Here is a 14,012-nt window from a genome sequence, read left to right on the forward strand (position 1 = left end):
GTCACAGGGGAAGTAGGAGGGCTGTGGTGGCGCGCTGTCAGCGTTCGTGGAAAGCGGATTCGGTGCTGGTAAAGACCGGTTTGGCCAGGTACTGGAAGACAGATTTCTGCCCGGTGACAATGTCCACTTCGCCGGTCATGCCAGGGATCAACAAGCGTTTTTCGTTATCGCCGACATGAGCCTGGGCGAGTTGCAGGTCGACTTTGTAGTAGGCCTCACCACTGCGCTCTTCACGGAAGGCGGAAGGCGAGACGTGGGTGACTTTCGCCTCGACCGAGCCGAAGCGGCTGTAGTCGTAGGCATCGATTTTCACCCGGGCCAGCTGGCCTGAATGGACGTAGCCGATGTCGCGTGGTGAAACCCTGGCTTCCATCAACACCCCACCGGCGCTGGGCACGATTTCGGCAACCGTACCGCCGGGTGGGATAACCGCGCCCACTCGCGTATCGGGCAGGCTGTGAATGAAGCCGGCGATTGGCGCACGCAGCTCGCTCTGGCCATGGCGGGTTTGCAGGGCCTGCAGTTCGGCATCCAGTTCGTGCACTTTCAACAGGATTTCACTGCGCTGTGCGCGTGCCGTCTCAAGCGGTTCGCTGCGCGCTGCGACCAGTTCAGCCGAAGCTTGGTCAACGGCCTTTTCCAGGGCCTGGATGCGGGTCTGTAGTTGGGTCAGGTTACGACTGACTTCGGTTGCATGCTCCTCGACTTCGGCCACTCTAACCGCAGAAATCACGTGGCGTGCCAGGCCTTCGCGGTAACGTTTCAACACGTCCTGCGCTAAGTTGGCCTGTTGGCGGGCACCGGACAATTCGCTGCGCGCCCCCGCCAGTGCGGCTTTTTGCTGCTCCAGTGCGGTCTGCTTGGTATTGACTTTGGCCTGGAACAGCGTCGACTGCTGTTGATGCAGTTTTTTTGCCGCCTCGATCAATTCCGGGTATTGGGAATAGGCCGAGAAGTCAGGTTCGCGGCTGTCGACAATCGCCCCCCAGCGTTCCAGGTCGATTTGCAGTGCGGCGCGCTTGACCTGGGCCTGAGCGCGCTGCTTGGTAAGGTCAGGCGCGGTAAAGCGGGCGATTGGCTGCCCGACGTTGACATGCTGGTAGGTGCGGACATAAAGCTCGCTCAGCGTACCGCCTTCCTCGGATTGCACCGACTGTACCCGGCCCACCGGCTGCAGATCACCCCGTGCCTTGGCCAATTCGTCGACTTGCGCGATCAACGACCAGAGCAAGAGCAGTAGCACCAGCGCCACAATGCCCAGCAACAACCGGCGCAGGTAGTGCGAGGTGTGTCCCTCCTGCAACAGGCTGGCGATGTTGGCGCTGCCACGGCTGTCGGCTGCGCCGGTGATGGAGACGATGTCGAGCGGTTTGCTCGTGTTCATGACTGTGGCTCCTGAATGGCTGCCGGGCACTCTTCGGGCCGTACCACCGGGCCGAAATGCACCAGGTTGCCTTGGTCGAGGACGAGAATGGCGTCTGCCATCCGGATCAGCGATGGGCGATGGGTGGCGATCAGCACGGTGGATTTGCCATGCAGTTCGCCAATTACCTGCTTGAGCGAGCCGTCCAGCAGCGGGTCGCCATCGCGCAGAGGATCGTCGAGCAGTACCAGCGCAGGGGTGCCGAGCAATGCATCAGTGAGGCCGACAATGTGGCGTATCCGCAGTGAGCGCGGATCATCGCGCCAGGGGTCAAGCCGCAGGTCCAGCGCCTGGGCGACACTTTCGCAGCCGAGCAAGCGCCACCAGTTTTCACCTGCCACCCGTGTCAGGGTCTGGTAGATCTGGCTCTGACTGGCGAAGGGATGGCTCAGAAGCAATGACTGGCGGATGCTCAGCGGCAGGTTGTCTTCGGACTGCATCTGAAAGCCAACCCAGGTCCGGTAATCGCAGGGATTGAACTGACGGATGTCACGACCGTCGAGCGATACCCGACCACTCTGGGCGCAGCGTATACCGGCCAGGCACTGCAGCAGGGTACTTTTGCCTGCCCCGTTCGGGCCGACCACAGCGATGAGCTGGCCGGGTTCGGCCTGGAAGCTGATGTTGTTCAGTGCAGGTTCCCGGTCGCTGGCATGCCGATAGAACAGGCGCTCGGCACCGATGCGGGGAGGCAGGGGTTCGACTGGCAAGGTGACCTGAGGGTCTTGCAACTCACCGGTCGACAACATCAAACGGTCCAGTTGCAACCGGGCGTCTTGCAGTTGCTGCAAACGCAGGCTGAAAGCGAAAAACTGCTGGGCCGGACCGGTTACCCGCCAGATCAGCATCATCGCGGCGATCAACCCGCCGGTGCTCATGCCGCCGCCGATCACCAAGGCGATACCTCCGGCCATGGTGGCCAGCACCGTGAGCATGCCCAATGCGTGGCCGACGCTGTGTGTCAGTGCCTGGGTCAGTACCAGGTCGCGATTGGTCTTGGCCGCTTGTACCGACAAGTCGCGCAGCCGTTGCAACCAGTGATGACTGCCATTGACGCCCTGCAGGGCGCGCAGGCGGCGCACACCACTGGCAAATGCCTCTGTCAGCTGATTGGCGGCGCGCGCCGACGCGCTGGTTTGACGTTGGGCGATGGGCCGCAGCAGTTTGGCTGCGAGTAGATACAGCAGTAGCCCGGCAATTGGCACCAGAACGATCCAGCCACCGAGTAGGGCGATAGTGGCAAGAAAGATCACCACGAACGGGTAGTCGATCAGCGCGGCCGTGCCGGCACCACCGACATACTGGCGCAGGCTTTCCAGTGAACGCATGCGGTTGAGGTTGTTGTTGACGCCCAGACGCCCCGACACCTCGACCGGCAGCCCCAGGGTCTTGCGCAGCACCGCAGGGCCAATGTTGGCACCGGCCCAGGCGCCGAGCCGGGCTAGCGCGACGCTGCGGCCCACCCGTAGCAGCCAACCGGCGACAACCGCAATACCCGCAGCGCACGCCAGCGCCCACAGGGTGTCGGTGGCACCGCTGGGGATCACCGTGTTGTAGACCACCATGGTGAACAGGGAGACGGCCAAGGCCAGCAGGTTGACGATCAGGCTGATCAGCAGCACCCCGGCCAGTTCGCGGTGTGCTTTACCAAACAGGCGGGGGAGCCAGTCTGGTTGTGGCGCATCGATATGGCTGTGGTCGAGGTCGCGCTGTACACGCAACAAATCATCGGTTGCAGGCGGTTGCCAGTCGCTGCGCGGCTGCACGCCGTCGTGCCACCAGTCCAGGCCATCGTGGCGGCCGAGGTAAACCGAGCAGCGTTCGCCATTCAGTGCCAGGCTGCCGCTGGGCAGTTGATCCAGGGCACGCTCGCGTTCCTTGGAAGAAATGCGTACCAGATGAAAACCGATGTCATCAAGTAAGGCGCGCAGGTCGTTTTCAGTAAACGCTTCACCTTCCGGCGGCAGGCTGGGTGCCAGCAGGCGCGGCGCGCCAAACCAGTCCAGCGCGACCAGCAGCGTCGGTAGGCTGCGCGCAAGGGGAGAGGCCTGCAGCCTGGCGTTGCCCAGGCTGTCGGCAATGCGCTGCATCCTGGCGTCTTCTGACCAGTAGCGTTGTACCGGTGACAAGGCCGAGCGTGGATCGAATGGGCTATTCATGGGACACACTCCGGTCAATGGCGATGTGCCGGTCGCAGGCTTCGATCAGCGGGCGCTTGGCACTGGCGACCAGTACGGTGGTGTGCCCGCGCAAGCTTTGCAGCACCGCGGCCAGGCGCTTTTGGCCATCCAGATCCAGGCCGCTGTCGGCATAATCAAGCAACAACACCTTGGGTTTACGAACCAGCGCCCGGATCAGCGCGATGCGTTGATAGATCCCTTCATCCAGCGGCTCGGCGCCGAGGCTGCCAATTTCGCTGAGTACCCCATTACGCAAGCGGCCCAGGTGCGGCATCAGGCCCAACGCCTCGCTAAGCTCGCGGGCCGGTGCGCTGAAACGGGGGTCGAAGAAGGTCAGGTTGTTAAGAATCGAGCCCGGCACCACTGCCGGGTGGCGTGGCACAAGGCTGATGGCTGCGCGTACTTCGGTGTGCGGGTATTGGCCGATCGGTTGCCCATCAATTTGTACCCGCAAACCAGCGCTCTGGCTGTTGCCAGCGATCTGCGCCAACAGGTCGGACGCGTTGGTGGCGTCGGCACAGTCCAGCCAGACCAACTCGCCGGGTTCAATGACAATTCTCTCTTCACTGGCGCCAACGAAGTTCACCTCGATGCGCGGATGTTTAATGCTTTGGGTAACGGGAAACTGTGGCTGCGGCGCGCCCAGCGCGGGCAGGCTCAGCAGGTCACGCACCTTGCGTTGTGCCTCCTGCGCTTGGGCCAACTGTGACAAGTAACCCAAGCCCGCCATGACCGGAGCAATCGAGCGGCCTGCAAGGAGGGTGCAGGCGGACAGCGCGCCGGTACTGAGGTGGCCATCGAGCACCTGCAGGGCACCGAAGATCACCACCAGTACCGTGGACAGTTGCCCCAGCAGGGCCGCGTTCTCGCGAACCCAGGCGTTGCAGTGTTCGAGCTGTGCGCTGGCGGCCATGTAGCGCCCGTTGAGGCTCGCGTAAAGCCGCCCAAGGCCTGGTTCTGCGGCGCGTGACTTAACCTCGGCCAGCCCGGCGAAGGACGCCCAGAGCAATTCACGGCGTGCGTGGTCTGCGGCCTCCACCCGTGTCAGGTTGGTTTCGGTCGAACGCTTGACCAGCAGCGCCAGCCCCAGTGCGACGGCGAACAGCACGCAGGGAATCACTGCCAGCCAGCCACCGATGTAGGCGATCAGCGCCAGGTAGACGAAAACGAAGGGAATCTCGTAGAGCGCGACTGCGGCGTTGCCCGACCGCAGATCGCGCAGTTGGCTTACGGCGCGCAGCCCCTCAACCACGCGGGCAACACCGCGGTGTTCGATTTCAACGATGTCAGCTTGCAGCAGGCGCTCGAAGATGCGCGAGCTGGCCTCATGTTCGTAGCGAGCGCCAATGTAGGCAAAGAGTGCCGTACGGCCATAGCGCAGGAGTGCCTCCAGGGCGATGGCAACACCAACGCCGAGCAACAGCCACAGCGCGGTGCCACTCGACTGGCTCGGCAGAATACGGTCGTAAATTTGCAGCAGGGCCAGCGGCAGGGCCAGTGCCAGCAGATGAATGACCAGCGACACGGTAATGATGTCCCAGCGCCGAATGCTAATGCTGGGGGCGGTTTGGCTACTCACAATGAGTCCTCTCCTGAATCACGACCGCAAAGCCTTGGCTCGACGTTCGTGGAGGTACTTCGGTATGGAGCAAAGGTAGCGCTACCCGGCAAATTCAGGCTGTAGGTCGGAGGTGAGTTGCTTGTAGGAAAACATGAAGTAAGGCGGTGGATGGCTAAGGGTATGGGTGTGCCAATGAACGGCTGGTCGCTGGCCACCGACATCGGCTACCGGGACACCGATTGGCTGCGCCGCGCCCGCGCAGGCTTGATCGCGGTGCTGGGCCTCGTACCCACGCACACAGCAGCAAAAGCAGAACTGGCTACCGGCGCCCAAGAAGGGTTTTTAGTTTACTGCGCGGTTTTATGGCCCTCATGCACCCTTGACGATACATCCTGGACAACTGCTCCCTGGGCTGGTTCGTTGGAACTACCTTCAAAACCCTCCATGCATCCTACCTTTGGCGGTCGTCGCGCTGGTGCGGCGCTTCCTAGTATCGCCTGTCATGAGCGCCATCCGACTCATGCTTCGAGCACTTTCAGTGCTTAGGGCCGACAGCGGATTGGCAGCGCTCCGACCGCCCACCCCTGCATGGAAGGCCAAACACCATGAGTGCCAACGAAAACCTCAATGTCGCCAATATTCGTGTGATCCTGGACAAGCAACGTGCCGCCTGCCTGAGCGGTGAGCCCTGGACGGCCGAGCAACGCTGTGAATTGATTGACCGGGCCATCGGTCTGCTGGTCGATTACCAGGATGAAATCATCGAAGCCCTGTCGGCAGACTTCGGGCATCGCAGCCAAGACTTCACGCGCATGCTGGATGTGCTGGGGCCATTGGCATCCTTGAAGTACACCAAGGCCAAAATCGCCGAATGGATGCAGCCGGAGCTGAGGGCCAGCGAGCGTGGAGAGGCTTGGGTGCAGTATCAGCCGCTGGGCGTAGTAGGCATTCTCACAGCCTGGAACTTTCCGGGCAACATGGTCTTTAACGGCCTGGCGGGTGCCTTGGCCGCGGGCAACCGGGTGATGATCAAAGTCTCGGAATACAACCCGAAAACCTCCGCGTTGCTGGCGCGGATGTTCCGCGAAGTGTATGCCGAGGACGAAGTCGCGATCATCACCGGCGGTGCGGATATCGGCCACGCATTCTGCCAGCAACCGTTCGACCATCTGTTGTTTACCGGTTCCAGCAGCATCGGCAAACAGGTCATGCGGGCTGCGGCCGAGAACCTGGTGCCGGTTACCCTGGAGCTTGGGGGCAAGTCGCCAACCATCATTTCGCGCACGGCGGACATGAAGGCTGCCGTCAGCAAAATCATGACCGGCAAGCTGCACAATGCCGGGCAGATTTGCCTGGCACCGGACTATGTGCTCGTGCCCGAAGAGCAGCAAGAAGCGTTCGTCGCGGCGGCCCGGGAGGTGGTTGCCACGCTGTTCCCGACCTTGCTCGACAACCCGGATTACACCTCGGTAATCAACAGCCGCCACTTTGAGCGCTTGCACGGGTACCTGAATGAGGCCCGCGATGCAGGCATCGAGTTGATCGAGTTGAACCCAGCTGGCGAGAATTTCGATGGCCAGCCGCACCACAAAATGGTGCCGACCTTGTTGCGCAATCCCGGTGATGAGTTGCAGGTCATGCAGGATGAAATCTTCGGCCCGCTGTTGCCGTTCAAAACCTACAAATCCTTTGCCGAAGTGGTCAGCTACATCAATTCGCGCCCGCGTCCGCTGGGCCTGTACTACTTCGGCAGCGATGCCGATGAAGAGTCCTTCGTACTCAATCGCACCACCTCTGGCGGCGTGACGCTCAATGACGTGTTGCGCCACGGTGGAGTCGAGACCCTGCCATTCGGTGGCGTCGGCAACAGTGGTATGGGCTGCTACCACGGCATTGACGGTTTCCGCACCTTCAGCCACGGCAAATCGGTACTGCGCGCTGCCGATGGGCCAGACGCGATGCGCCCTCCGTACAGCGAACAGGCGCGCCAGTTTGTCGGATCGATGATCAAACGCTGAGACCCGCAACGTATTCCTTATGAAGAGAGTAACACTATGAAAGCTGCCGTTTTGCACGCCCCTGGATCGCCGCTGACCATCGAAGAAGTCGGCATCAGCAAGCCTGGGCCAAGAGAAGTGCTGGTGCGCACCGTTGCGGTGGGCGTTTGCCACTCTGATCTGCACTTTGTCGATGGCGCCTACCCGCACCCGTTGCCAGTGGTGCTCGGGCACGAAGCGTCCGGCATCGTCGAGCAGGTAGGTGCCGACGTACGCACGGTCAAGCCGGGCGATCATGTGGTGACCTGCCTGTCAGCTTATTGCGGCCACTGCGAGCATTGCGTTACCGGGCACCTGTCGTTGTGCGTGTCCCCCGACACCAAGCGCCGTGTCGATGAAGAGTCACGCCTGACCTACGTACAAAAGCCGATGACGCAGTTCATCAATTTGTCGGCCTATGCCGAACAGATGCTGGTGCACGAGAACGCCCTGGTCTCGATTCGTCGCGACATGCCGCTCGACCGGGCGGCTCTGCTCGGTTGTGCAGTCACCACCGGCACCGGTGCGGTGTTCAACACGGCCAAGGTGCGTCCGGGTGAAACCGTGGCGGTGATCGGCTGCGGTGGTATTGGCCTGGCCACCATCAACGGCGCGGCACTGGCCGGTGCCGGGCGAATCATCGCCATCGACATGCTCGATTCGAAACTGGAGCTTGCCAAACAGTTCGGCGCGACCGATGTGGTCAATGCCAAAGATGGCAGTGCCGTGGCGCAAGTGCTGGAGTTGACCCGTGGAGGCGTGCATCACGCGTTCGAATGCATCGGCCTCAAGCAAACCGCTGAACAGGCCTTCGGCATGCTTGCACGCGGCGGTACCGCCACCGTGATCGGCATGATCAAGCCCGGTGTAAAGCTTGAGCTCGACCCACTGGCGATGCTTCACGAACGACGCATACAGGGTTCGTTCATGGGCTCCAACCGCTTCCCGGTAGACCTGCCGCGCCTGACCGACTTCTACCTGCAGGGCCGACTCAAGCTCGACGAAATGATCTCGCAGCGCATCAAGCTGGAACAAATCAACGATGCCTTCGACGAACTGCGCCGGGGCGAGCTGGCACGCTCGGTCATTATCTTCGACCAATAAGCGCGGTCAGGTTATCGGCAAATTCCAGGTGTTGCAGCACCTCATTGACCCGGCTCGCCGCTTGCGCGGCGGGTGCAGGCCTGCAGCGACATCGTTCAGGACGGCCAGGTGCGCCGCAGCGCTTCAAATAAGAATAAGGGAGAGAACGTCATGACCTCATCATGGGGAGTACCTTTCAAGCGACTACGCAATTTCACCCTCGCAAGCGTGCTGCTGGTCGTATCACTAGGCAGTTCTGCCGCAGACAAACCCAACGTGCTGGTCATCTTTGGTGATGACATTGGCATGTTCAATATCAGTGCTTACAACCAGGGCATGATGGGCTATGAAACGCCAAGCATTGACCGCATTGCCAAAGAAGGCGTGCTGTTTACCCACGCCTATGGAGAACAGTCGTGCACCGCAGGTCGCTCGGCGTTTGCCCTGGGCCAGCACCCGTTCCGTACCGGTCTGTTGACCGTTGGCATGCCGGGCTCCGAACACGGCATACCGGATTGGGCGCCGACCATCGGCGACGTCATGAAGCAGCAAGGCTATACCACCGGCCAGTTTGGCAAGAATCACCTGGGCGACCGCGACAAACACCTGCCAACCAACCATGGCTTCGATGAGTTTTTCGGCAATCTGTATCACATGAACGCCGAAGAGGAACCGGAGACGTACTACTACCCCAAAGACCCGGAGTTCCGCAAAAAGTACGGTCCGCGCGGTGTGATTCACTCATACGCCGACGGCAGGATCGAAGACACAGGCCCCCTGACGCGCAAGCGCATGGAGACTATCGATGATGAACTGGTGCAGGCCACCGAGAATTTCATCGACAAGGCGCACAAGGCTGACAAACCCTTTTTTGTCTGGTTCAACGCGACCCGCATGCACATCTGGACTCACCTGAAGAAGGAATCCGAGGGCAAGACCGGCATCGGCCTGTACCCCGACGGTATGGTTGAGCATGACGGCCAGGTGGGCCAGTTATTGAAAAAGCTCGATGATCTGGGGATCGCCGACAACACGATCGTGATCTACACCACCGACAACGGCGCGCAGAAGTTCAGTTGGCCGGATGGCGGCACCTCGCCGTTCAAGGGCGAGAAGGGTACCTCCAATGAAGGTGGGCATCGCGTACCGCTGCTGGTGAAGTGGCCGAAGGTGCTCGAGCCCGGGACTCACTCCAACAAACTGATTGCCCACAACGACTGGATGCCGACGCTTGCCGCCGCTGCGGGTGCGCCGAACCTGGTGGCCGACCTGGCCAAGGGCACTGAGCTCAATGGCAAGCAATACCGTGTGCATCTGGACGGGTATAGCTTCCTGCCGTTCTTCAAGGGCGAGGCCAAAGACAGCCCGCGTGAGGAGTACTTCTACTTCAGCATGGGCGGCGACCTCGACGCCATCCGTTGGAAGGACTGGCGCCTGAGCTTGGCCAACATGGACGGTGACTTCAGCACTGCGGTGCGCACGGTCAGCAACGTGCCGGCCCTCACCAACCTTAAGGCCGACCCCTTCCAGACCGCACGCAAGGAATCGCCGATGGCCAGGCGCTGGGCCGCCGACCAGGCATGGCTGTTGGTGCCAATCCAGGCCAAGATCAAGGCCTTCCTCGGTACGCTGGGTGAGTACCCGTTCCAGGAGGGGGTGAGCCTGAATGCCGGTAACATCAACTACCAGAGCCTGGCGGTGAAGAAAATGATGATGAGCGTGCAGAAGCCTGCATCACCCGCGCCTGCAAATTAACCTTGGATCGGGGGCGCGAATGCGCCCCCGTTTACATACCTGACGCGGCCAACAGGCCTGTCAGCGGCGCAACCAACGCCTTCAATTTTACCGACGCTGCGATAGCCGGCGTGCCGGAACCTTCTACGACCTCCCTGGTTGGGCAATTACGTCCCTGACGTGGCGTTTTATTTTTCCTCTTCGATAGCGCTTTGCGCCTGACTGAACACCCCACTTCGGGGAGGTGGCAGCGCGCCCCCTTTTGCCTACTTTCGAATGCACGACAGATTGGCCTGCCTGTCCTCTCAAGGCAGCGCCCTCGGACGCCATTACAACAACAGGAAAAGCGTATGCAGAACGTCTACGACTACATTGTCATCGGTGCCGGCTCAGCCGGCTGCGCGGTGGCGGGGAGGCTGGCCGACAGCGGCATGGACAGCGTTGCGTTGCTGGAAAGCGGCGGCAACAACCTCACCCCGCTGGTGAATGTACCGATCGGCTGTGCCCTGACGATTCCGCATGCCCATGCCTGCAACTACGCCTACCAGAGCGTGCCGCAACCGTCGCTGGGCGGGCGCCGCAGTTACATTCCGCGAGGCCGTGGCCTGGGCGGCAGCTCCAGCATCAACGGCATGATCTACATTCGTGGTACGCCTTCGGACTACGACGGTTGGGCGGCGCTGGGGTGCCAGGGCTGGAGCTGGAACGAGGTACTGCCGTACTTTCGCCGGGCCGAGTGCAACGAGCGCGCCGCCGGTCGCGACGACGATCCACTGCACGGTGGCAACGGCCCGCTGCATGTCACCGATCCGCGCTCGCCGTGTTCGTTTGCGCGTCATTTCATTGAGGCCGCAGCCGAGGCCGGGCACCCCTACAACCACGACTTCAACGGTGTGCGGCAGGAAGGTGCCGGCTATTTCCAAGTCACCCAGCGCAATGGTGAGCGCTGGGGCGTGGCGCGTGCCTACCTGCACCAGGGCGAGGCCGAGCGCAAAGGGGTGAACGGCGGGCGCGACAACCTCAGCGTGCTGACCGCGACTCAGGCGTTGCGCATTCTGTTCGAAGGCAAGCGCGCGGTGGGCGTGCTGGCTCTGCGTGACGGCAAGGAAGTGGCCCTGCGCGCGCGCCGTGAAGTGATTGTCAGCGCCGGCGTGTTCACTTCGCCGCAGTTGCTGATGGTGTCGGGCATCGGCCCGGCCAAGCAACTGGCCGCGCACGGCATCGAAACCCTGGTGGATGCGCCCGAAGTGGGGCAGAACCTGCAGGAACATGCCGACATGCTCCTGCATCGGCGCACCTTCAGCACTGACCTGATGGGCACCTCGCCGGCCGGCGTGTTGCGCTGTTTGTGGGAACTCTCCAAGTTCCGACGCAAGCGCACGGGTATGTTCACCCGTTCGTTCACCGAGGCGGGCGCCTTCCTGAAGACAGACCCGACGCTGGCTGACCCTGATGTGCAATTGCATTTCGTCATGGCCTCTGCCGAGGAGCACGGCCGTAAGGGCGGGTACGTGCCGCACGGCTATGCAGTGCATGTCTGCGTATTGCGCCCGCACAGCCGTGGCGAAGTACGCCTGGCGTCGAGCGATATGTGTGATGCGCCCGTGATCGACTTCCGCCTGCTGTCTGATGAGCGCGACATGCAGGTCATGATCAAGGGCGTGCATCTGGTCAAGCGCATTCTCGATCAGCAGGCGCTGAAGCGCTTTGGCGGCAAGGTCCTGCATTTCGAAGACCTGAAGTTCGACGCGAGCGAGGCCGATGATGCACGCATCCGCGAGCTGATCGTGGAACACGTGGACAACGTGTTCCACCCGGTAGGCACCTGCCGGATGGGCGCCGACGCCGCTTCAGTCGTCGACCCGCAACTGCGCGTACGGGGTGTCGAGGGGCTACGGGTGGTGGACGCCTCGATCATGCCAACGCTGGTGGGCGGAAACACCAACGCGCCGTCGATCATGATCGGCGAGAAGGCCGCCGACCTGATTCGTGCGGCAGCCAGTAGCAACCTGGCGGCCAGTGCTGGCCAGGCTCAAGGCTCGCTCACCGCCTGAGCAGCTGTATACCCAACCTTTGTTCGATCGCCGCGCGGCACCTCGCGCGGCATCTTTCCTGGAGATTGAAATGTCGCAGAAAACCTGTGTTGCCGGCGTCGGCATGCTTCCCTTCACCAAGCCGGGCGCCAGTGCCAGCTACATCGAGATGGGTGCCGAGGCGACCCGAATGGCGCTGCGCGATGCCGGCCTGGACTATCGCCTGGTGCAGCAGGCCTACGTTGGTTATGTGTACGGCGACTCCACCTGCGGGCAGTCGGCGCTCTATGAAGTCGGCCTGTCCGGCATCCCGGTGGTTAACGTCAACAACAACTGCTCCACCGGTTCAACGGCACTGTGGCTGGCGCGCCAGGCCGTGGAAAGTGGTGCGGTTGAGTGCGCGTTGGCGCTGGGCTTCGAGCAGATGCAGCCAGGCGCCCTGGGCAGTGTCTGGAATGACCGGCCTGCGGTGATGGGCAAGTGCTGGGCCGTTACCGACGAGCTGTGCGCCGATGCCGAAGGCGTACCGATGGCGCTGAAGATGTTCGGCGGTGCCGGTCGCGAGCACATGCACAAGTACGGCACGCAGATGGAAACCTTCGCTGCGATTCGCGCCAAGGCCAGCCGCCACGCCGCGAACAACCCGCTGGCGGTGTTCCGTAACGTGGTCAGCACCGAAGACGTGATGAACGACAAAGTCATGTGGCCGGGGGTGATGACTCGCCTGATGGCCTGCCCGCCCACCTGTGGTGCGGCCGCAGCGATCATCTGCTCTGAAGCGTTCGCCAAGAAGCACGGTTTGCGCAGCGATGTAGTAATCCTCGCCCAGTCGCTGACCACCGACGCCGTGGTCGCCTACGAGCCGCCGTCGATGATTCAGGCGGTGGGGTTCGACATGGCCCAGCGCGCCGCTGCCGAGGTCTATGAGAAGGCTGGTGTCGGTCCGCAGGACATTCGTGTGGTCGAGCTGCATGACTGCTTTGCCCACAATGAGCTGCTGACCTATGAATCCCTCGGCCTGTGCCCGGTCGGTGGGGCAGAGCAGTTCGTGCGCGATGGCAACAACACCTATGGCGGCCGTGTGGTCACCAACCCCTCCGGCGGCCTGCTGTCCAAGGGCCACCCGTTGGGCGCCACAGGCCTTGCCCAGTGCTTTGAGCTGACCCGCCAACTGCGTGGCAGCGCCGGCGGCACCCAGGTCCCGGATGTCAGCCTGGCCTTGCAGCACAACCTGGGGCTGGGCGGTGCTTGCGTGGTTACCCTCTACGGCCGTGGCTGAACCGGGTACTCACTGCCGGCCCTTGGGACGGTCCTTGCGGGCCGGCTCAAGGCCGGTTTCTCCCCTGACATTTGCGAGTCTGGCGACATGAACGAGATACCTCCCACACACGCTCGCAGGCAGCTGCACACCCGGCAGGTTAGCTGTACCGGTTACCTGCGCGACGACGGCCTGATCGACATCGAAGGGCGTTTGCTGGACACCAAAGCCAACGACCATCAGTCGGTGGAACGCATGATTCCCGCCGGTGAGCCCTGTCACCTGATGCACCTGCGGCTGACAGTGGACCTGGATTTCGTGATCCGCGAGGTCAAGGCGGTGACTGAAGCCGCGCCGCTGTCCGGTTGCAACCAGATTACGCCAGCCTACCAGGCATTGGTCGGGCTGCGGATCGGCCCAGGCTTCACCCGGCAGGTCAACTTGCGGGTCGGCGGGGTGCGTGGTTGTACCCACCTGACCGAATTGCTTGGCCCGATGGCCACCACACTGTTCCAGACCGCTTCCGGACTGCGCCGCCAGGCCGAGCTCGAACGGGCGGCACGTGAACCCGGATTCGACCCGGCGCAGCCTTTTTTCATCGGCACCTGCCACACCTTCCACCCTGAAGGCGAAGCGGCGCAGGCCCTTGATCAGCGCTGGCAAGAGGAGAACCTGATCGCCAAGCGATCGCATGACCAATGAGC

9 protein-coding genes are annotated in these 14,012 nt (G+C 62.1%); 6 read left to right on the forward strand and 3 right to left on the reverse strand.

The genetic code is table 11. From position 1 onward, the window contains the following. Positions 1–37: 37 nt before the first annotated feature. The 3 genes from E1573_RS08530 to E1573_RS08540 are packed head-to-tail and all read right to left on the reverse strand — an operon-like array spanning position 38 to position 5,182. Positions 38–1,384 (reverse strand): HlyD family type I secretion periplasmic adaptor subunit, encoded by a 1,347-nt coding sequence (locus E1573_RS08530; RefSeq protein WP_133212562.1) that lies wholly within the window; start codon positions 1,382–1,384, stop codon positions 38–40. Further along, on the reverse strand, positions 1,381–3,582 hold the full coding sequence (locus E1573_RS08535) for an ATP-binding cassette domain-containing protein (protein ID WP_133212564.1): 2,202 nt from the start codon (positions 3,580–3,582) through the stop codon (positions 1,381–1,383). Before E1573_RS08535 ends, E1573_RS08530 begins: the two co-directional genes overlap by 4 nt. Further along, positions 3,575–5,182 (reverse strand): ABC transporter transmembrane domain-containing protein, encoded by a 1,608-nt coding sequence (locus E1573_RS08540; RefSeq protein ID WP_133212566.1) that lies wholly within the window; start codon positions 5,180–5,182, stop codon positions 3,575–3,577. The genes E1573_RS08535 and E1573_RS08540 overlap by 8 nt, the downstream gene beginning before the upstream one ends. 587 nt (positions 5,183–5,769) lie before the next feature. Here E1573_RS08540 and E1573_RS08545 point away from each other — a divergent pair. From E1573_RS08545 to E1573_RS08570, 6 genes are all read left to right on the forward strand, one after another. Beyond that, positions 5,770–7,182, forward strand: coding sequence for a coniferyl aldehyde dehydrogenase (locus E1573_RS08545; RefSeq protein WP_133212568.1), 1,413 nt, complete (start codon positions 5,770–5,772; stop codon positions 7,180–7,182). Between the two features lie 36 nt (positions 7,183–7,218). Further along, positions 7,219–8,304: a Zn-dependent alcohol dehydrogenase gene (locus tag E1573_RS08550; RefSeq protein ID WP_133212570.1), complete on the forward strand. Its 1,086-nt coding sequence runs from the start codon at positions 7,219–7,221 to the stop codon at positions 8,302–8,304. Between the two features lie 150 nt (positions 8,305–8,454). Further along, positions 8,455–10,038 carry an arylsulfatase gene (locus tag E1573_RS08555; RefSeq protein WP_133212572.1) on the forward strand — a complete coding sequence of 528 codons (1,584 nt, stop codon included), beginning with the start codon at positions 8,455–8,457 and terminating at the stop codon, positions 10,036–10,038. A gap of 329 nt (positions 10,039–10,367) precedes the next feature. Next, on the forward strand, positions 10,368–12,071 hold the full coding sequence (locus E1573_RS08560; protein ID WP_133212574.1) for a GMC family oxidoreductase: 1,704 nt from the start codon (positions 10,368–10,370) through the stop codon (positions 12,069–12,071). A gap of 70 nt (positions 12,072–12,141) precedes the next feature. Then, the gene (locus E1573_RS08565) at positions 12,142–13,329 is read left to right on the forward strand and encodes a lipid-transfer protein (protein ID WP_133212576.1); all 1,188 of its coding nucleotides are present in this window, start codon (positions 12,142–12,144) and stop codon (positions 13,327–13,329) included. An 87-nt stretch (positions 13,330–13,416) separates the two neighbouring features. Then, positions 13,417–14,010, forward strand: a complete 594-nt coding sequence (locus E1573_RS08570; RefSeq protein ID WP_133212578.1) for a DUF2889 domain-containing protein — start codon at positions 13,417–13,419, stop codon at positions 14,008–14,010. Positions 14,011–14,012: the final 2 nt, after the last annotated feature.

Source organism: Pseudomonas sp. H9 (assembly GCF_004353925.1).
Taxonomy (GTDB): Bacteria; Pseudomonadota; Gammaproteobacteria; order Pseudomonadales; family Pseudomonadaceae; genus Aquipseudomonas.

Coding starts and splice junctions, on each gene's coding strand:
- E1573_RS08565 (WP_133212576.1), top strand. CDS start 12,142: ATGTCGCAGAAAACCTGTGTTGCCGGCGTCGGCATGCTTCCCTTCACC.
- E1573_RS08550 (WP_133212570.1), top strand. CDS start 7,219: ATGAAAGCTGCCGTTTTGCACGCCCCTGGATCGCCGCTGACCATCGAA.
- E1573_RS08535 (WP_133212564.1), bottom strand. CDS start 3,582: ATGAATAGCCCATTCGATCCACGCTCGGCCTTGTCACCGGTACAACGC.
- E1573_RS08555 (WP_133212572.1), top strand. CDS start 8,455: ATGACCTCATCATGGGGAGTACCTTTCAAGCGACTACGCAATTTCACC.
- E1573_RS08530 (WP_133212562.1), bottom strand. CDS start 1,384: ATGAACACGAGCAAACCGCTCGACATCGTCTCCATCACCGGCGCAGCC.
- E1573_RS08560 (WP_133212574.1), top strand. CDS start 10,368: ATGCAGAACGTCTACGACTACATTGTCATCGGTGCCGGCTCAGCCGGC.
- E1573_RS08570 (WP_133212578.1), top strand. CDS start 13,417: ATGAACGAGATACCTCCCACACACGCTCGCAGGCAGCTGCACACCCGG.
- E1573_RS08545 (WP_133212568.1), top strand. CDS start 5,770: ATGAGTGCCAACGAAAACCTCAATGTCGCCAATATTCGTGTGATCCTG.